General features: G+C 60.9%; 16 protein-coding genes and 1 other RNA gene. 7 read left to right on the top strand and 10 right to left on the bottom strand.

The genetic code is table 11. From position 1 onward, the window contains the following. Window positions 1-55: 55 nt before the first annotated feature. The gene (locus tag ACP_RS05975; RefSeq protein WP_015896396.1) at window positions 56-1,486 is read left to right on the top strand and encodes a glutamine synthetase family protein; all 1,431 of its coding nucleotides are present in this window, start codon (window positions 56-58) and stop codon (window positions 1,484-1,486) included. 209 nt (window positions 1,487-1,695) lie between these two features. Here ACP_RS05975 and ACP_RS05970 read toward each other — a convergent pair whose 3' ends face one another. Both ACP_RS05970 and ACP_RS18690 read right to left on the bottom strand, forming a co-directional pair. Then, window positions 1,696-2,412: a response regulator transcription factor gene (locus ACP_RS05970; RefSeq protein WP_015896395.1), complete on the bottom strand. Its 717-nt coding sequence runs from the start codon at window positions 2,410-2,412 to the stop codon at window positions 1,696-1,698. Next, the gene (locus ACP_RS18690; protein ID WP_052294706.1) at window positions 2,409-3,605 is read right to left on the bottom strand and encodes a sensor histidine kinase; all 1,197 of its coding nucleotides are present in this window, start codon (window positions 3,603-3,605) and stop codon (window positions 2,409-2,411) included. The genes ACP_RS05970 and ACP_RS18690 overlap by 4 nt, the downstream gene beginning before the upstream one ends. Window positions 3,606-4,059: 454 nt before the next feature. Between ACP_RS18690 and ACP_RS05950 the strand changes: the two genes are divergently transcribed. The 3 genes from ACP_RS05950 (at window position 4,060) to ACP_RS05940 (ending at window position 6,143) form a co-directional block, all read left to right on the top strand. Next, window positions 4,060-4,863 (top strand): PP2C family protein-serine/threonine phosphatase, encoded by an 804-nt coding sequence (locus ACP_RS05950; protein WP_015896394.1) that lies wholly within the window; start codon window positions 4,060-4,062, stop codon window positions 4,861-4,863. A gap of 10 nt (window positions 4,864-4,873) precedes the next feature. Continuing rightward, window positions 4,874-5,356 carry a protein-tyrosine phosphatase family protein gene (locus ACP_RS05945; protein WP_015896393.1) on the top strand — a complete coding sequence of 161 codons (483 nt, stop codon included), beginning with the start codon at window positions 4,874-4,876 and terminating at the stop codon, window positions 5,354-5,356. 142 nt (window positions 5,357-5,498) lie between these two features. Continuing rightward, entirely contained in the window at window positions 5,499-6,143 is a 645-nt protein-coding gene (locus ACP_RS05940; protein WP_238525665.1) for a protein mobD, read from the top strand. Between the two features lie 555 nt (window positions 6,144-6,698). Here the strand turns inward: ACP_RS05940 and ACP_RS05935 are convergent. Continuing rightward, entirely contained in the window at window positions 6,699-7,070 is a 372-nt protein-coding gene (locus tag ACP_RS05935) for a hypothetical protein (RefSeq protein ID WP_015896391.1), read from the bottom strand. Between the two features lie 95 nt (window positions 7,071-7,165). Further along, window positions 7,166-9,103 carry an excinuclease ABC subunit UvrC gene (gene uvrC / locus ACP_RS05930; protein ID WP_015896390.1) on the bottom strand — a complete coding sequence of 646 codons (1,938 nt, stop codon included), beginning with the start codon at window positions 9,101-9,103 and terminating at the stop codon, window positions 7,166-7,168. 325 nt (window positions 9,104-9,428) lie between these two features. Between uvrC and ACP_RS05925 the strand changes: the two genes are divergently transcribed. After that, a complete protein-coding gene (locus ACP_RS05925; protein ID WP_015896389.1) occupies window positions 9,429-10,220 on the top strand; it encodes an OmpA family protein in 792 nt (263 codons plus the stop codon). Window positions 10,221-10,381: 161 nt separating this feature from the next. On the opposite strand, the gene ACP_RS05920 is transcribed toward ACP_RS05925, so the two are convergent. The 5 genes from ACP_RS05920 to ACP_RS18280 all read right to left on the bottom strand — a co-directional run bounded on the left by ACP_RS05920 (window position 10,382) and on the right by ACP_RS18280 (window position 16,816). Beyond that, entirely contained in the window at window positions 10,382-12,484 is a 2,103-nt protein-coding gene (locus tag ACP_RS05920; protein WP_041839335.1) for a beta-galactosidase, read from the bottom strand. A 203-nt stretch (window positions 12,485-12,687) separates the two neighbouring features. Next, window positions 12,688-13,647, bottom strand: coding sequence for a COX15/CtaA family protein (locus ACP_RS05915; protein WP_148215054.1), 960 nt, complete (start codon window positions 13,645-13,647; stop codon window positions 12,688-12,690). Between the two features lie 294 nt (window positions 13,648-13,941). After that, the gene (gene proC / locus ACP_RS05910; RefSeq protein WP_015896385.1) at window positions 13,942-14,784 is read right to left on the bottom strand and encodes a pyrroline-5-carboxylate reductase; all 843 of its coding nucleotides are present in this window, start codon (window positions 14,782-14,784) and stop codon (window positions 13,942-13,944) included. Beyond that, a complete protein-coding gene (locus ACP_RS05905; RefSeq protein WP_052294705.1) occupies window positions 14,781-15,638 on the bottom strand; it encodes a DUF885 family protein in 858 nt (285 codons plus the stop codon). The genes proC and ACP_RS05905 overlap by 4 nt, the downstream gene beginning before the upstream one ends. Window positions 15,639-16,657: 1,019 nt before the next feature. Then, window positions 16,658-16,816: a hypothetical protein gene (locus tag ACP_RS18280; protein ID WP_169305933.1), complete on the bottom strand. Its 159-nt coding sequence runs from the start codon at window positions 16,814-16,816 to the stop codon at window positions 16,658-16,660. A 569-nt stretch (window positions 16,817-17,385) separates the two neighbouring features. On the opposite strand from ACP_RS18280, the gene ssrA reads away from it, so the two are divergent. After that, window positions 17,386-17,737, top strand: a transfer-messenger RNA (tmRNA) gene (gene ssrA / locus ACP_RS17675). Between the two features lie 76 nt (window positions 17,738-17,813). After that, on the top strand, window positions 17,814-19,058 hold the full coding sequence (locus ACP_RS17230; protein ID WP_015896381.1) for a tyrosine-type recombinase/integrase: 1,245 nt from the start codon (window positions 17,814-17,816) through the stop codon (window positions 19,056-19,058). Here ACP_RS17230 and ACP_RS18060 read toward each other — a convergent pair. Then, on the bottom strand, window positions 19,005-19,331 hold the full coding sequence (locus ACP_RS18060) for a hypothetical protein (RefSeq protein ID WP_148215053.1): 327 nt from the start codon (window positions 19,329-19,331) through the stop codon (window positions 19,005-19,007). The two genes, ACP_RS17230 and ACP_RS18060, sit on opposite strands and share 54 nt — an antisense overlap. Window positions 19,332-19,467 lie beyond the last annotated feature (136 nt).

Here is a 19,467-nt window from a genome sequence, read left to right as displayed (position 1 = left end):
CCTCCTACGTTGAAAAGGTGGCCCCACGTCGGGCACTACTGGAGGAAAACCATTCATGTCGAGTGAGTACCGCAACTTTCTCGCGCTGAGCTATGAAGAGCTCGAAGAGCTGAATCTCAAGGCCAAAACCGACCGCCGCAATCGCGTCGCCATCGACAAGATTCAGGAAGAACGCCTGAAGTATCTCACCGATGAAAAGCGCATCAAGGCCGTGACCGTATTGTTCTCTGACCTCGAGGGCCGGCTGCACCTGCTGGACTACGACAAGAAGTTCCTGCTGTCGAGCTACGATAACCTCACCTTTGACGGCTCGTCCATCCGCGGCTTCACCGCGCAAAAAGAGAGCGATCTGCGCCTCGGCATTGACTGGAGCGCCTTCTACTGGGTGCCCGCCGACGTCTTCGGCAGCGGCAAGGTACTGGTCTTCGGCTCGGTCATCGACAAAAACGGCACGCCTTACTCCGGCGACCTGCGCGGCGTCCTCCAGAGCTACTCCAACAAGCTCTATTCGGAGCAGGGCTACACTCTCAACGCCGCCAACGAGATTGAAGGCTTCCTCTTTGCCGGCCCTGACGCCGAGCGCCGCTTCCATGAGACCGGCAAGTTCGAGTTCGTCAACACCGGCGGCTATTATCACTCGCTGCCGCTTGACCCGCTGCGCCGTTTCATTGACACCGCCGCTGAAGTGCAGCGCGCCATGGGTTTCCAGAATGAGAAGGACCACCCAGAGGTCGCGCCCAGCCAGTTTGAGATCAACTACGGCTACGGCGAAGTCGTCGCCGCCGCCGATCAGATTCAGATCTACAAGCTGCTCGCCCGCCAGATTGCCAACAACATGGGCTACACGGCATCCTTCCTGCCCAAGCCCGTCGTCGGCGTCAACGGTAGCGGCATGCACACCAATCTTTCGGTCTCCAAAGACAGCACCAATCTCATGTGGGACCCCAACGGCGTCGAGAAAATCTCCACCTTCGGCTGGGAGTTCGTCGATCGCGTCCTCTCGCACGCGCTGGATCTCTGCCTCATTCTCAACCCCAGCGTGAACTCCTACCGCCGTCTCGACCCCCACTTTGAGGCGCCCAATCAGATCAAGGCTTCGGCCACCGATCGCGGCTCCATGATCCGCATTCCCATCGGCAACTCGAAGTCTTCGCGCGTTGAGGTGCGCTCCGTCGCGCCCGATGCCAACCCCTACCTCACGCTCTACTCCATCTTCAAGACCGGCTTTGAAGGCTCCACGCTTTCCATCGACGGACTTCGCCAGGCCGAGCGTTATCTGCCCAGCGAAATCTACTCCGCGCTCGAAGACTTCCGCGCCTCCGAGTGGGTTACGAAGATCCTCGGCGATGACGTCAAGGGCCGCTATGCCGATCTCAAGCAGGCTTCCGCCGACCGCTGCGCCCGCGCGCTTGGCACCTTCGTCAAGTCCGCCGAAGTGCAGTTCCATCACGAGGTCTACAACCAGGCTCTCTGGAACCTCTTCTAGAGCGAGCGTCCATTCCATAGCAAAAAAGATGCATGGCGAACACGGCCATGCATCTTTTTCTCCATGCATTCTTCGGTGCCGCAGGAAGGCTCGGGCTCTCGTCCGGCTCCTGCGGTAGAGGATGTCATCCTGAGCGCAGCAGCGCGCCAGGCGCGCTGCCCAGTCGAAGGATCTGCGTTTCAATCGGAAGCCAGGCCTTCACTCACTTCTCACTGCGTCATCGTCGAGCCGGACTCCGCGAAGCGATACCCCACATACGCATCCGTCAGTAGATACTTCGGATTCGACGGGTCCTCTTCAATCTTCTTCCGCAACTGCCGCACAAACGTGCGCAGGTAATCGATCTCCTGCCGGTAGTCTGCTCCCCACACCGTCGTCAGCAGCTTGCCATGCGTCACCGCGCGGCCTGCGTTCGTCATCAGGTAGTGCAGAATCTCATATTCTTTCGGAGTCAGATGCACCGGCTGCCCGCCCTTGTAAACGAGCCGCTGCTCGGGCAGCAGGCGAATCTCGCCCACCTCCAGCGGCGCATTGCCCGGCTTGTCCGGAGCTTTCGCGCGCCGCACCGCCGCGCGAATCCGCGCCACGCACTCGCGCATGCTGAAGGGTTTGGTGACGTAATCATCCGCGCCGCTTTCCAGCGCCTCAATCTTGTCCTCTTCGTCGTCGCGCACCGTTAGTATCAGAATCGGCATGCGCGGGCATTGCGTCCGCATCCGCGTCAGCGTGCGCATGCCGCCGATGCCCGGCATGTTCAGGTCCAGCAGCACCGCGTCAAACGACTGCGACTGCAGCAGGTGCAGCGCCTCCTCGCCGCGCGAGGCTTCGGTGGTTTCAAATCCTAGCTCCTGCAGTGACGTGCGCAGCGCGCGTCGAATGGCGGCTTCGTCGTCCACCAGCAGAATACGGGTCGATAGATCGCTCATGAGGCTTGCAGCTCCTGGGCCTCGAAAGGTAGCGAGGCAAAGAATGTGGTGCCGCGATCTTCGTCGCTGGTCACCCAGACATCGCCGCCGTGGGCCTGCGCCGCGCGGCGTGCAATGGAAAGACCGATCCCCGTGCCCGTTGCCAGGCGCGAAGCGCCCGTGGCACGAAAGTAGCGGTCAAAAACGTGTTCCTGTTCGGCGGCCGGAATCGCCGGACCAAAATTGTGCACGGACAGCACCACGGCTCCGGCCTCTTCGCTGGCCGCCAGCGTCACCGGGCTGCCCGCGTGCGCATACTTCGCCGCGTTGTCCACAAACTGCGTGAGCATGGCGCGCAGCAGGCTGCGGTCGCCGCGCAGCGCAAGATCCTCACGCGGCACGGTCATCGTCACCGGCATGCCTGCCAGCGGCTCGCGCAGCCCGGCTACAACCTCTTCCATCAGCGCCAGCACGCCCACCGGCTCCAGGTGCAGCGCAATCTCATGCGCCTCCAGCCTGGCTGTCTGCAGCAGCCGGGTCGTCAGATCATTCAACAGGGTCGTCTGCTCTTCCACCAGCGCCAGCAGCGAGCTTTGCGCCGGCGTCAGCACGCCAATCTCCGCCAGCCCCGTGCTCGCCGCCCGAATCGCCGTCAGCGGCGTCTTATACGCGTGCGCCAGGTTGTCGAGCACCGTCGTGCGCAACTGCTCGGTGCGCCGTGCGCTCTCAATGCGTGTTTCGTTTGCGAGTGAGTGGTAGCGGTCAAAGGTCACGGCCACCAGCGACGCTACCGCATCCACGGCCGCCGCGCTGGCCTCGCCGCGCAGCAGCAGCGCGCCAATCGGCAAGTTGCGAATCCGCAGCACCCGCTGCCGCAACCCGGTCTCTTCCTCATCCCGCACGGTCGAGAAAATGCAGATGTTCCGCAGCTGATTCTCAAATCCAGGCCACCATTCCCCTGCCGGATAAACCTCGTCGAGGTCGGCATCAAAAATCGCCGCCGCCTCCAGCCCGAGCGCCGCGCGAATCCGTTCCGCCAGTTGCGCTCCCGGCTTGCGATGCAGGTCCAGCTCCGTCGCGCCCGCCACCAGCGAGCACACCGCCTCCAGCTCGCGCGCCGTGCTGCCCCCGGCGGCAGGTCCATGCCGCTGGGGTAGCTCGTCAAGAGTAGAGTTCTGCGGCGTCTTCTTGAGAAGAACCCGGGAGCTGCCCATCAGCCATCCTCTTTTTCTGAAACTCAGGTCGCGCGTTGCCATAGTGCTGGCGTCGCTGGATGGCCACTGCTGCGGGGAACCAGTCCCAGGTTTGCGGCAAGGCCATGGCCGCCAGAACGGACCTCATACATGCATGGCCGCCGGTCATCCAGGCGATCCAACCCGCTATCCAAGCAGGCTTCATGCCCTCAGCCGGAAACCAGAGCCGCTATAGGAGGCCGGTTCCAATCCGTGGTCCGCAAGCGCGGGAATTACCACATCATGGAGAAAGTTTGCACAAGGCCTCCCCAAACCTCAAGGAATTTTTAATGTTTAGAGAAGATTCCACCCGTTTTTCTCTTTTCCCTCGCGCCTTTATGCGTTCCTCATGCGGTTTCTGCGTTTCATTAGCTATACCCGGGTCACCGCTGCTCACCCGCTCACCGCACCCACGATGGTGTGAAAGCTGCTCCAAATGATCGATTTAGCCTTCGGACAGGCCACCTCTGCCGGTCATCGCGCCGTCAATGAAGACGCCCTTGGTGTCTACACTCCCCGCTCCCGGCAAGAGGCCCGCTCGCGAGGATGGCTCTTCGCCGTGGCTGATGGTGTCGGCGGTCTTGAGGCCGGCGAAGTCGCTTCCGCGCGCGCCGTTGAGGTTGCCGTCGAAGGCTTCGCTCGGTCGCCGGAAGAAACCTCGCTCGCCAGCCTCTTGCCGCGCCTGGTACAGCACGCCAATGCCGCCGTGCATGATGAGGGCCTCCGCGCCGGCCATCGCGAACGCGGCATCGCCACCACGCTCGTCCTCTGCGCCCTGCGCAATCACGTGGCACACATCGCGCACGTGGGCGACTCGCGCTGCTATCTCATCCGGCAGGGCACGGCCCATCCCCTCACTACCGATCACACCTGGGTCAACGAGCAGCTCCGTCTCGGCCTCATCTCCGCCGCTGAGGCTGCGGAATCGCACTCCCGCAACGTGCTCGCCCGCACGCTTGGCCCCGAGCGCTTCGTCACCGCTGACAGTACCACGGCCATGCTGCAGCCGCGTGACCTTCTTCTGCTGTGCAGTGATGGCCTCTCCAACGCACTCACCAGCGCGCAGATCGCCCGCACGCTCTCCGGGCCTCATGATCCCGAGGCGCTCGCGCAGATCCTTGTCGATCAGGCGCTCGCCGCCGATGCTTCAGACAACATCACCGCGCTCGTCATCGCCATTCGCGCCGTCGAAACCATGTCCATGTACCGCGGCCGCCCCTACACCCGCTCCGGAGCGTAAACTGGCTGCCATGCAGCCCGTCCCCGTCTTTGAGCGTGTCCTCGTCGGCGATCTCTCCTGTTGCCGCGCTGGAAACGCGCAAATGGCCGTCGTGCACGCCTGCAAGTCACCCTGCCACCAGCGCGCCGTGGGTTACACTCGCAGCCTCGACGCCTCGCACCCGGAGTATCTTTGCCGCCTGCAGCCCGGCGAGCTTTTCCTCAACCTGATTGACCCGCCCTTGCCGCTCTTCAAAATCGAGAGCTTCCGGCAATTCCTCCTCTTTGCCGCGCGGCACTACGATGCCGGAGCCACCCTGCTCATTCACTGCAACCAGGGTGAATCGCGTGCACCCTCGCTGGCCATGCTCTTTCTGGCCTGCTATCTCCGCGTCATTCCGCAAGACAGCTTCTCCGTCGCTGCCGCCGCCTTCACGCTTCTCTATCCGGCCTACAGGCCTGGGCAGGGAATCCGCCAGTTCCTCACGCAAAACTGGCAGGCATTGCTACGATAGGTCTGCATGACCCCGGTATCTGGGCGTGCAGTTACCATCGCTTGAAATTTCCCAACAATTATTCCCACCTCACCGCCCGCATTATTTAGCATGGGGCGCAATGAACCAACCCATCGTTTTTGTCAGTGGAAGCAAGGGGGGAGTGGGAAAATCCATCACCTCCATGGCCGTGCTGGACTATCTCACCGCCGAGCATCGCTATCTGCGCCTGCTCGAAGGCGACACGACCAATCCCGATGTCTGGAAGTCCTATCACCGCGAGGTCGAGAGCGAAGTCCTCGATCTGGACTCCGTCGATGGCTGGATTCAGATGGTCAACGTGGCCGATGCCAACCCATTCAAGACCATCGTCGTCAACACGCCCGCGCGCAACAACGACGCCGTGCGCGCCCACGGCGCGCTGCTGCTGGACTCACTCAAGGAACTGGGCCGCCCGCTGCTCACCCTCTGGGTCATCAACCGCCAGCGCGACAGCCTCGAACTGCTCAACGAATATCTGCAGATGATGTCCGGCGGCATGGGCGTCGTGCATGTCGTGCGCAACGGCTACTTCGGCGACGAGCGCAAATTCGAGCTCTTTGAGCAGAGCCCGCTGCGCGACGCCATCGCCCAGCAGGGCGGCCAGGCGCTCTATCTGCCCGATCTTGCCGATCGCGTCACCGACGAACTGTACAGCCGCCGCATCACCCTTGCCGAGGCCGTGCAACAGCTCAAGCTCGGCGACCGTGCCGAACTGCAACGCTGGCGCGCCACCGTCAAAGAGATGCTCATCGCCATCGGCGTCTAATCTCACAACGCCACAACCAAACGGGTGCCCCACATCTCGCCTTTGAGATGTGGGCTTCAGCCCCTGAGGGAAAATCCCTCCCAGAAGCACAGTTGTATCAGGGCATGGCTTTAGCCATGCCACCAACCGCGCATAAATGAACGGGCTTCAGCCTCTGAGTCAAAGCACACGATAAAGAAGGCGTCATTCTGAGCGCAGCGAAGAATCCCGGCGATGCCTCGGCCCCCAAACGCCGCCCGAGGTTTCTCCCACCATGCCCGCCCTCTTGTCGTCCCGGCCGAGTAGACCGGGCGTCCTCGCCCCTTGTCACCCTGACCAAACGAAGTGAACCGGGTGAAAAGCCCAATCAATCGAAGTCTCTGTATCAGGGCACGGCTTTCGCCATGCCACCAACCGCCCACCAAAGAAAGAACCTCAGCCTCTGAAGGGTACGGGCTTCAGCCCGTACATCCCAAGCATCCAAAGACTCCGGGCTTCAGCCCCTGAGGGAAAACCCCTCCCATGCCTCAGTTTCTGTATCAGGGCACGGCCTCAGCCCCGGAGCAAGCGCACGCCCTAAAACACCAGCGTGCTTTCCACATCCTGCGGCAGGCGCTCTTCTGACAGCGACCACGCGTCAAACAAATCCGGATCCGCATGCGCCGGCATCGGCCCGCAGCGCACCAGCCGCATCCACGGCCAGCGAACGCGCATGATGCGCGCCAGAGAGATCTGCTCCTGTGTGTCCAGCGAGGAGTCGTACACCGCGGCTTCAAAATACTGCTCCGCCGCAAACATCTCCGCGTAGCAGATATTCTCCGCGCGGGTCACCACATATCCATGAGCCGTAAGCAGAGCGGCCTTCCGATCCAATTCGGCCGAGTCTGAGCCGACCAGCAGCAGAGGAATCGCGGTGACCGGCTTTTTGCTCGGATTCTTGCGAGGCATATTTCTATTCTGATGGCGTCTGCCCGATGCCCCAATCCCTGTTTGGCGCTTCTTTCGGCGGCATCAAACAAAATCCCCTTCACCATCGGCGCGGCTTACACGGTTTTGCTTTCATCAATCCGCACGAGCCCGGCAGCCGCCTCCGGCTCTGCTTTTTCCCCTTGAAAGTGCGCCGCAATCGCCTCCGCCGTGGGCCGCGGAACCACCGCCGTCAGTGCTTCCACATCGGCCTTGCGCACACCGCGCAGGCTGCCGAAGTGCTCCAGAAGTCGCGTGCGCGTCCGCGTGCCCACTCCCGGAATCTCCAGCAGCTCCGAGTCCCGGTCGCGCATCTCGCGCCGCTTGCGATGGTAGGCGATTGCAAAGCGGTGCGACTCATCGCGAATCCGCTGCACCAGGTGCAGCACCGGCGAGCGCCGCTCCAGCACAATCGGCTCGTCTTCGTGTCCGTACAGGTAGATAATCTCTTCGCGCTTCGCAATCGAAGCCACCGTCTGCGTCGTCTGCCCCAGTTCTTCCAGCGCTGCCGCCGCCGCACGCAACTGGCCGATGCCGCCGTCAATCAGGATCACGTCCGGCATCGCCTGCTTCTCTTCAATCACGCGGCGATACCGCCGTGTCAGCACCTCGCGCATCGACGCAAAATCATCCACGCCGCTCACCGTCTTGATCTGGAACTTGCGGTAGTCAGCCTTCTTCATCGCGCCGTTCTCCCACACCACCATCGACGCTACGGTCTCCGCGCCCTGAATGTGCGAGATGTCAAAGCACTCAATGCGGCGCGGCAGCTCTTCGAGCATCAGCGCATCCTGCAGTGCCTCCTGAATGGCCTTCTGATTCGGCTGCATCACGCGAAAGCGCTGCTCATAGCTTTGCCGCGCATTCTGCCCGGCCAGGTCCACCAGTGAGCGCTTGTCGCCGCGCTGCGGCACGGCCAGCTCAATGCGGTGATGCGTCTGCTCGGCCAGCAGGCCCGCCAGCGCTTCGCGGTCGGCAAAATTCACCGGCACATAAATGCTGCGCGGCACATACGGCTGCTCAATATAGATCTGCTTCAGCAGCGCAGAGAAGAATGCACCCGGCTCAAAGCGCAGCTCCACCTGCACCTCGCCCCGGCCCTCTGCCTGCGCTGGGAGCACTTCTTCCTCCTGCGCGCCCTCTTCCATAAACTCCGGCAGTTCTTCCCAAAAGAACTCGCGGCGGTCCACCATCTTGCCGCCGCGCATGTGAAACAGGTTCACCGCCAGCATGCCGTTCTCATAGTGGTAGCCAAACACGTCGGCGTCGTCATCGTCGGCCGAGGCCACGCGCTGCTTCTCCTGCAACTGGTGCAGCGTCACCAGCAGGTCGCGATATTTCGCCGCCAGCTCAAATTGCTCGGCTGCGGCGGCTTCCTGCATGCGCACTTCGAGCGAGCGCTCCAGGTCCGCGCCGCGCCCTTCCAGAAACCACTGCGCGTCGCGCACCGCTTCGCGATAAGCCTCCGGCGTCGTCAGATGCTTCACGCATGGTCCCAGGCACCGCTTGATGTAGTACTGCAGGCAGGCCCGCGCATGGTAGCGCGATAAATCCACCTTGCAGCTCGGCAGCAGAAAGCTGCGATGAATCAGATCGACAATCCGGTACGCCAGGTTGCCCGGGAAGAACGGCCCATAATAAGCCGCGCCATCCTTGCGCAGCCGCCGCGTCACAAACACCTTCGGGTAGCGGTCGCCCAGCGTCAGCTTCACATACGGATACGTCTTGTCATCGCGCAGCAGCACGTTGAACCGTGGCTTGCGCTGCTTGATCAGGTTGTTCTCAAGCGCCAGCGCCTCATGCTCGTTGCCGACCGTGATGTAGTCCAGGTCCACAGCCTCGCGCATCAGCGAGCCCGTCTTCGCGTTCGCCTGCGAGGCCTCCAGCAAATACGAGCGCACGCGTGAGCGCAGATTCTTCGCCTTGCCGACATAAATCACCTCACCGTCGGCATTCTTATACAGATACACGCCGGGCCCGGTGGGCAGTGTTCGAATCTTTTCCTGCAAATCCATGGCGGCAATTTCTCAGGCGAGAGCCTTCTCTCAGTGTAACGGGGCAGGGAAGTTCTCCGCCTCGCGCCCTCTCCGCCGTGCCCATGGCGGCTTGCTGCGCGCAAAAAATCAGGCTCATCGCCATCCCAAATCGGGTAAATCAACCCTATGCATCGGGTAAAACCTACACACTTTCACCGTGCGCTCTTCCGCAACCCGCAAGATAACTTTCGTAATTTCAAGCACCTGCCGTAATCTTGCGATTTTGGCCTCTCGCTTGCTTCTCCACTGCCTGACGGCGCTGTCTCGGGCCGAATGACAGACACGAAATGGAGAACCGTTCCCTATGACCCGTTATCGCTCTTCCGTAGCACCCTTGGTGGCCTTGTGCGCAGCATCTTCTCTGCTTTTCACTGCCGGGTGCGCCACAAAGAAGTACGTGCGCAGCCAGACGCAGCCCCTCGTCGAGCAGACCCATGAGCTGAATCAGGTCACCGCGCAAAATCATCGCGAGATTCAGAATGTGGACAAGCGCGCCCAGTCCGGCATCCAGCAGGCGCAGGGTGCCGCGCAGACCGCGCAGCAGAGTGCGGACTCCGCCAATCAATCGGCCCAGCAGGCCATGAGCCAGACCAACGCGCTCTCGGGTGTCGTTTCCAATCTCGACAACTATCAGCCCGTGGCTCAGATCAACGTCACCTTTGGCTTCAACAAGGCCGTGCTCTCACGCGGAGACAAGTCCAAGCTCGACCAGCTCGCCTCGCAAATGGGCAGCACCAAGGGCTACATTGTGGCATTGACCGGCAGCACTGATTCCACCGGAACCAAGGCCTATAACGATCAGCTCAGCCAGCGCCGCGCGCAGGCCGTCGAGCGCTATCTGGCTGCGACCTACCACGTTCCGCCGTACAAGTTCTACGTGCTCGGACTCGGCAAGGCCGATGAAGTCGCCAGCAACCGCACCGCCTCTGGCCGCGCGAAAAACCGCCGCGTGCAGGTGCAGTTGCTCACCAACATGAGCAACACTTCCACCGGCTCTTCGGGCAGCCAGGCGCAGTCGCCCGCGCAGCCCCAAAGCCAAACCCAGAGTCAAACCCAGGGCCAGACTGAAACCCAGCTTCCCTCCAACACCCAGTAATTCACAAGTCCCTTCCCCAACTACGGTCCCGGGCCAGCTCGCTGGCCCGGGACTTTTTCCTGCCTCCACCGCTGCATCCTTCTCCGCAAAAAAAAGGCACCGGAAACCCGCAAGGGATTCCCGGTGTTTGGGAGGACAACAAGCCTGTCAACACGCGTGCGCTACTGCGCGGAAGAAGCCTCCAGCACCGCCACCCCATACTTCGGCAGCGTCACCGCATTCACCACGGCCGTCTTGTTCGCCAGCAGGTTATACATCGCGCGATGCAGCTCCACGCGCCGCGCTTCGGTGTTGTGATTGATCAGGATCAGGATATATTTGTGCGCATTCGACCGCACGCATACCTCCACGCCCGCCGGAACTCCCGCCAGCAGCGGATGCACGCCCGCCTGCTGCAGTTCGTAGTCGGCAAAGCGCTTCATCAGTGCCGGAGTCAGCCACGCGCCCACATACGTGATCGTCCCCTTGCCCATCTTGCGCGTCACAATCGCCGCCTGCCCGTCGAGCCATCCGTTGCTCCGTCCATAGCTCTCCAGCACCTTCACCGCCGCGGCATCCTTGCCCTTGGCCGTCACGCTCAACGGCTCGGCCCAGATCTGCGCCGTGCCCACGCCCAGCGGCCCTTCCAGCGGAACATCCTTGTCCAGCGCATAGAACTGCTCCACCCGCGCGCCCAGAAACGGTTCCATCGGTCCCGGTTGCTGCTCCGGCTGCAGGCCGTCATTCAGCTTCTTCATCCCGCTGCGCGGACCCAGCACCAGGTGCCCGCCCTGCTCCACATACGCCTCCAGCTTCGTGGCCTCGGCCTGCGTCAGCACATTCAGCGCCGGAGCCACCACCAGCTTGTACTGGTCCAGCGCGGCATTCACTGAAACCACATCCACTGCCTGCGAGGCCGTCCGCAGCGGATCATAAAACGCCAGCATCTCCTTGACCGGATCGAACTTCGCCGCCTGCCGCTGAAAGTTGATCGCCCAGCGGCTGTCATAGTCGTTGATCACCGCCACTTCGGAGTGCGGCGTCGTGCCTTCCAGCGCGCTGCCTGCCTCATCAAATTCCTGGCCAATCTTCTGAATCTCCGGGTACACCGGCGCGGGCTCGCCATCGGCGCCCACCAGCACGCCGTGATACTCCTCCTGCCCGTTCGGAGCGCTCCTCCACTGCCAGTACTCCACCGCGTCCGCGCCATGTCCAATCGCCTGCCACGCCATGTCGCGCACCTGTCCCTTCTTCAGTGGAGTGTTCGTTCCGCGCCAGTCCACAAACACCGGCTCGGTCTCCATCACCCAGAAGTTCTTGTTCTTATATCCGCGCGTCAGATCATGCCGCGCGCCGTTGTCCAGGTAGTCGTAGTGGTCCGTTGAGATGTAGTCATCCCACGCCGCCACGTCCAGCACCGAGTGAATCTCGTACTCGTTGAATCCATCAAACCAGCCCATCGTGTTCGTCGTGATGAACTGGCGCGGATCAATATTCGGACGAATCGCCTCGATCTGGTTTTCGAGATAGCTCTTCCACGTGTCAGAAACAAACCGCTGCCAGTCCAGCAGCAGCGCGGGGTTCTCGTTGTAGTCCCGCACCGGAACCTCATCGAAATTGTCGTACGTCTCGCTCCAGTACGCCGTCGCCCACTGTTGGTTCAGGTTCGCAATCGTGCCGTAGCGGTTCTTCAGCCACGCATGAAACGCCGCCTGCCCGGTCGGCCCAAAGTCCGGATTCGCAATCTCGTTATCGAGCTGCCATCCCACGACGTCCGGGTTATGCCCATAGCGCTTCGCCATCTCCCACGCAATCTGGTAGGCAAACTTGCGGTACATCGGGTCCGTGAACGAGTACTGCGCCCGGTTTCCATGCTGCGCCTTCACGCCATGATCATTCGTCCGCAGCGTCTGCGGATACTTCGTCGTCAGCCACGCCGGCGGAGCCGCCGTCGGCGTCCCCAGCACCACCGCAATATGGTGCTGCGCCGCCATCGCAATCGCCTGGTCCAGCCAGCCAAAGGTGTAGATCCCCTCCTTCGGCTCCATGCTGCTCCACGCAAACTCGCCAATGCGCACCACGTGAATGTGCGCCTTCTCCATCAAGTCCAGATCGGCATTCCACCGTGAACTCGGCCACTGCTCGGGATACCACGCCGCACCCAGCAGAATCGGCGGCTGGTCAGGGTAGTTGGTCGCCTGCGCGCGCGCGCGCGGCAAGCCAGGCATCGAAAGGGCAATAAAAAATGCAGCAGCGCCGCACCACAGCCAGCGAAAAGAACGCATAGAAGACTCCGGAGGATAGTTTCAAAGGCGTGATGCCAGCCTATCGCAGTCCAGAGCCAAATGCCTCGCCCATTCCTCCCGCGCACCCTTACCGGCGGGTGCCCCACATCTCAAAGAGATGTGGGTGAAAAGCCAAATCAAAGCCTCCTGTATCAGGGCATGGCTTTAGCCCGTACATCCCAACCCGCCAAAAATCCAGGGCTTCAGCCCCTGAGGGGCACAGCCTCATCTACCACGCACAGCCGCATCGAGATCAGCAGCGTCACAATCCACAGCACGTCCGCGCCCAGCAGGTGCAGCAGTTGCACCCATGTCGGAGCCAGCAGCAGCACGTCCGCCACGCCCAGGCAATACTGCACGCCCAGCAGCGCCATCAGCCCCACGCCCAGCATGCGCAGTGCCGGCTTCTGCACCGCGCCGGCCACCAGCCACAGCAGAAACGCCCCGGCGAGCAGCGCAATTGCCGGGTGCAGCCACCGCAGCCGGATCAGCAGCGACCCATGCCCGGCAAAATCCGCCCGCAGCGCCGCCCCGAGGCTCGTTGCCGGATAAATCGAATCCCCCAGCGCCGCCAGCGACCCCGTCACTCCCACTGCCAAAATCGCGATCAGCCCCGGCAGCGCAAAGCCCAGCGCCCGCAGCCGCAGCCGGTCGCGCCGGTAGGCCTCCCGCCGCGACAAAAAGTGCGCCGTGCCGGCCACCGCCGCCAGCAGCAGAAAGGTATTGGTGAAGTGCAGCGCAAAGTAGAGCGTGCGCGCCAGTGATTCCTTGTTGTCGGTGTAGCCAAACATCACCAGGCCCGCGCCCAGCAGAGCCTCGTTCACCGTCAGCACCAGCCCCACCACAGAAAGCAGGCGAGCCAGATGCTTGCGCTCCGTGCGCATCAGCGTCCACACCATCAGCGCCGCCACCAGCACCAGAAACAGTCCGCTGCTCAGCCGGTGCGCATACTCAATCATCGTGGTCAGGGCCGGATGATGCACTACCACGCGCCCATCGCACAGCGGCCAGTGCTCGCCGCATCCATTGCCCGAGCCGGTCGCCGTCACCGCGCCGCCCCACACAATCACCAGCACCGTATAGGCCGTCACCAGCCAGGCAAAGCGCCGCAGCGCAGAAGAAGGCAAAGCCGTGCGAGCCGAAGAAGCATGTGCGGTAGCCATGTCGTTATTGTACGAACCCCCGGCATCCCGCCCGGCTCCGCTCACGCCGCTTCGCGGACAATTTCCGTTCCACGCAAAAGCGGCGTCCTATTCCTGCGCCACGGCGGCAACCCGAGTGCCATTCCTTCGCCGCGGCAGCCACGGCCGCATCATCCTTCGTATCAGGGCACGACTTTAGTCGTGCCGTAACACGCAAGAAAATAGCGGGCTTCAGCCCCTGAGGCACAACTCCTCAAGGGCGGTCTCTCCCATACTCCGAACTGACAACTGTGGACTGACAACTGACCACTGCTCTCACCCCGCCGCCAGCTCCCGCGCCCGCTGCGTCGCCCGCATCACGGCCTTGATCAGCGTCACGCGCAGCCCGCCTTCTTCCAGCTCCAGAATGCCGTCAATCGTACACCCGGCCGGAGTCGTCACGGCATCCTTCAACAGCGCCGGATGATACCCCGTATCCAGCACCATCTTCGCCGCGCCCAGCGTCGTCTGCGCCGCTAGCAGTGTGGCAATGTCGCGCGGCAGACCCACCTTCACGCCGGCCTCGGCCAGCGCTTCCAAAATGATGTAGATATACGCCGGGCCGCTCGCGCTCAGCCCCGTCACGGCATCCATGTGCTTCTCGTCCACCACCACCGTGCGCCCCACGGCTTCAAACAGGGCGCTCGCCAGTTGCAGATGCTCCGGCAGCACATTCTTGCCCGAGCACAGCGCGCTGATGCCCGCCCCCAGCATTGAGGGCGTATTCGGCATCGTTCTGATCACCGGCAGTGCCATGCCTGCGGCCTCTTCAATCGCCGCCGTCTTCACCGAGGCCGCAAACGACACCAGCAGCTTCGTCCCATCCAGCGCCGGGCGAATCTCCTCCATCAACCCCGCAATCTGAAACGGCTTCACGCCCAGCAGAATCACGTTGGCCTGCTTCGCCGCCGCCAGGTTGTCCGTCGTCACCTCCACGCCCCACTGCGCCGAGAGGGCCAGCGCGCGGTCCTCATGCGCCACCGTCGCCACAATCTGGTCGGGACGCAGAATGTTCTGCTTCAAAAACGCCTGCAGCAGAATGCCGCCCATTTTGCCAGCGCCCAGCACGGCCACGCGGGCTTGGGCAACAGAAATAGAAGAAGAGGTCGGGATCGTCATGGATGCACCTTGGTCTGGGATGTCTTCATCAGGCCCTCAAGAAAGCGGCCAAATCTCTCGTATGCCGGAAAGACGCTCTGCGCAATCGCCGCCAGCACAGCCTTCTGAATGCGCGCCTGCTCCGCCGCCGAAACCGAAGCAGGGAAGTGGCGGAGAGGCGCGGCAAACTCACTCGCCTCCGGCTTCTGGCTGTCCACCGCCTTCACCTGCGCCAGCACCTTGGCCAGCATCGCCGGCGAATAGCTCCGGCCATCCAGCTCCCCCGCCGTCATGTCGTCGGTGATCTGCTGAAATGCCGTGGGAATCTTCTCGAGCCGCGCAATGTAATCGTCGTAGTCCTTCACCGAGTCGAACTTCAACTCCGTGGCCAGCTCCGGCAGCTCAAACGGCAGTCCGCTGTCCGCCGTCACCGGCTCCTGCCACGGCTTTGACTCCGCCCGCTCCTGCTGCTCCATCAGCCACTGCATCATCTTGTTCTTGCTGGCCTGCTCTTCCGCCGTCATCCCCGTCGTGTCAATCGGGGCCAGATCCAGCAGAAACTCGTTATACCGCGCCAGCCACTGCTCATACGCCGTTACGGAGTAGTCCGTCAGATCCGCGTCATACCGCTTGTCGCCGATCAGCGAAGCATACTCAGGGTCCGTCTTCAGCCGGAACTCCCGAATCTGCCCCAGCACCCGTGCCAGCGCTTTCTTCCGCCCAGCCAGCGTGGTGGGCGTCTGCGCAGCCTGCTCCACCGGGTTGCGTGGCGGATAATGCACCACCGTCCCCTTGGGAAAGGTCTGTCCGTGGCCGGGAGTAGAGATCAGCATCGCCAGCACCAGGGCACCGGCAGCAAAAAGCATCTTGTTCATACGGAATGCGAACAGTGTATAACGCCGGAAATTCCGCCTATCCCCAGTACCATAGATATAGGTCCCTGCACTGCGTGCATGGATCAGGGCATGGCTTCAGCCTTGTTGAAGGGTACGGGCTTTGGCCCGTACATCCCAACTCGCCAAAGATCCAGGGCTTTAGCCCCTGAGGGAAAACCCGCGATCAAGAAGGGCCATTCATCCTGAGCGAAGCGCCACAGGCGCGTAGCGGAGAGCCCCGCATTCCCATCCCGGACCCCGCCCCACCCACGGATGCGTCATTCTGAGGCCAACGGCCGAAGAATTCCGGCGATGTCTCGTCCACAAACGCCGCCCGGAGTTTCTCCCACAATCCCCGCCCTCTTGTCGTCCCGGCCAAACGAACCGGGCTGAGGGACCTGCATTCTCCCGGTCCGCCCCCGCCGCCGGATCGGCCGGACACATCCTGCGCGCAATGTGAATTGCAAATCACATTGTGCGTGCGAATAAGCAATTTGATATCAGCAATATAGAGGCGCAAGCGGTCTGTCCTCGCCGGGCCGGCGAGAGCCATTTGAAAATGTGATTCAGGATTCACAATCGCGCAAATGCGCGTCCTGACTGCTCCAGACTCCATCGCGCATTCAGAATCAGGGAAAATCGCGAAAAATGTGAATTCATATTCACATTTTCTGCGGTCTATTGAAATCAATCACTTACGAGTCTCGGTAGCCGCTAAAATCCGATCCGCGAAGCGTTCAGGGAAGGGAAATCCATGGGATAAATGTATTAATTATCAATAAGATGCGCACGGGATTCCCACCGCATAGGAAGCCTGCGCGAGAAATGTGAATTCGGAATCACATTTACTCCCAATAAAATCAATCATTTGCGGATTTGAGGCAGACGCGAATAAAGAATATTTACGAATGCGAATTAGCATTCACTTTTTCCTTCCGAAGGCCATCCCTTCCCGAAGAGCCTGATCCCTGGAGCACTTCCTCATCTCGGGGCCGTCTATCGAACTGGATCGCGTCCGGCTAATAGATCGCGTCCGGATCAACCGGCTGCTCCGCGGCGGCAGGCTCCGGCTGTGCCCCTCGGCCTCGCACCATCGACAGCAGCGCCTTCCGGTTCCAGAGCGCCACCGCAAAGCAGCCAATCAGCGCGCTGCCGCCCAGCAAAACGCCGGTGCTCACCCGCGGAAGTCGCGAATTTCCCTGTTTTATGGAGGCGTCTTCCGTCTTTGGTAGGGAAGAGTCGCCATTAAGTTGTTGATTTGAATGAGAGTCCATAATCTGATTTTATTTTTTGTAGTTGGGCTTGTGTTTATATCCAGTTCGTCGTATATTCAAGGAGTACCGGGATGGGGAACACATCCACTGCAAATGCCGGCTTGGTTTTTCCGGTGATCGCAGCAACGCCCAAGGGGCAGTTCCCATCTCAACATCTATGGATGGAGCAAGTGCTCTCCAGGATGTCAAAAGTTTATAAGTTGCGTCACTGGCCTCCCGGCACGAACAACATACCGTTCGTGCCGTCTTTTTTTGCCCGGCCACTTTTCATTCTATTCATAGCTGGCCAGTGGGCGGCCCAGGAGCGGTCAAAGCCTACCGCGCGGTTGCTTCACCTTGAGGACAGCTCCTCTTACTGGTTAAGAGCAACTCTTCGCGCCTGAATTTCGTACCGGTGCCCGATCGTGCCGGATAAATCCCGAATCAGCGGTAGAATAGAAATAGTTGCTTGAGATCCAAACCCTGCAAGCAAGGGGGGCGTCACGGTTTCGACGGGATTGACTGCGGCAAAGAGGCATGCCGGGGGGTGGGCACCCGTAATCGCTCGCAAAACAATACTTGCCAACAACAATCTGGCACTCGCAGCTTAATTAAATAAGTTGCCGTCCTCTGAGGCTTCGCCTGTGGGCCGAGGCAGGACGTCATACAGCAGGCTGGTTCCTTCGGCTGGGTCTGGGCCGCGGGGATGAGATCCACGGACTAGCATTCTGCGTATCTTGTCGCTTCTAAGCGCAGAGTGCGAAACCTAAAGGAATGCGACTGAGCATGGAGTCTCTTTTCTGACACCAATTTCGGACGCGGGTTCGACTCCCGCCGCCTCCACCAGCATTAACTTATTTATATTGAGCAACTTATAAATTTATAGATTTTCCATGTACGATACGCGTACGATAGCTCCATTATGCTTACGCTCTATCGTCGCCATTTGAAGCGCTGCTCCAAGACCGATGACCGCTACTGGAAGCGCTGTTCCTGCCCCATGTGGGTCGAAGGAACGGTCAATGGAACCTACATCCGTCGCAGCCTCCAGACCGCCAGCTGGGAACGCGCTCAGAATCTTGCCCACGAGATTGAGAGCGCCGACGACCCAAAGGCCGCGCCTGCAAAGAAAGAAGAGCCCGTCACTATTAAGCAGGCGGTTGATGAATACCTGGCTGACGCACGGGCGCGCAATTTGGCAGAGTCCACACTCAGCAAACTGGAGACGATCTTCCGAAAGCAGTTTCTTGCCTGGACAAAGTCAGAGGGCTACACCCTGCTGCGCGAACTGGATTTGCGTGCCGTTCAATCGTTTCGGGCGACATGGAGAGATGGTGGACTGGCCAAGAAGAAAAAGCAGGAACGTCTTACGGGGTTCTTCTGGTTCTGCATCCGCGCCGGCTGGATCACACAGAGTCCGACGCTTAATCTCAAGCGCATTACTGTACAGCAGATGCCAACCGACTATTTTCCACGCGAGGAATACAACGAGATCATTGATGGCACCTACCGGCTCGATGACGGGCTGGAGCGCGGCTATGACGTGGAAAAGCGCGGACAGCGCATCCGTGCATTGGTGCAGTTGTTGCGTTGGAGCGGTCTGCGCATTCGCGATGCCGTGACGCTCGAAAGGGAACGCTTGCAGTCGAATGACGACCTCTTACTCTATCAGGCAAAGACTGGCGTGCCCGTCTACGTTCCGCTTCCGCATAAAGTTGCCGAGGATCTTCGCAATGTTCCTCCCGGCCCTAAGCCGAACCCGCGCTACTTCTTCTGGAGTGGGAATGGCGACCCAAAGTCGGCGGTGGCAGATTGGCAGCGCGCCTTTCGCAGGTTGTTTGAGGTCGCAGGGTTGGAGAAGCCGGACGGAGGGCGAAAGCGCTGCTTTCCCCATATGTTTCGCGACACCTTCGCTGTCGAAATGCTGTTGGCTGGAGTACCGATTGATCAGGTCTCGATTCTGCTGGGACACAAGAGCGTAAAGATTACCGAGAAGCACTACGCGCCCTTCGTGAAGGCGCGACAGGAACAACTTGCGGCGAGTGTCCGGCAGGCGTGGCAGGAAATGGAACCAAAACCGCCGAAATCCCCGAAGAAAGCTCGTGCGGCAAGTTCATCCGGCCCGGCGCTGGTGTACTCGAATCAAGACACTCTCCGGAATGCGTAGGTTGCAGTAGCCGCGCTTCTTCCTGGTTTCCGGTGATCCCCATTTAAGCACGCCGGGTTCATTAACGAAAAACTGCCGGACGGACTTTTCGCTCATCCCCCATTGCCGGGCAACTTCCGGCACGGTGAAATGCCGCTCCAGCGCGACAGAGTGAGACGCATCGGCGTCATCCCCTAAGTTTATCCGCGCCGTTGGGCGGCTGCGACCTTCAAATGGAATCAGCCGAAGCGACTTGTTTCCGTTTTCCTTCTCCCGGCTTTCGAGCTTCCTCATCTCAAGACCTCAATCAACGGATGCTGATGTTTGGAGATTCACTCGGAACCGCAGAATCTGTCTAATGAAAAGTAGGGAGACCGTTATTCCTGCCATGCATAACGGGTTTATTCCAGCAACCGTCATAGGGCAGGAA

The organism is Acidobacterium capsulatum ATCC 51196, from assembly GCF_000022565.1.
GTDB classification, from domain to species: domain Bacteria; phylum Acidobacteriota; class Terriglobia; order Terriglobales; family Acidobacteriaceae; genus Acidobacterium; species Acidobacterium capsulatum.
This window is presented reverse-complemented; position numbering and strand designations above follow the sequence as displayed.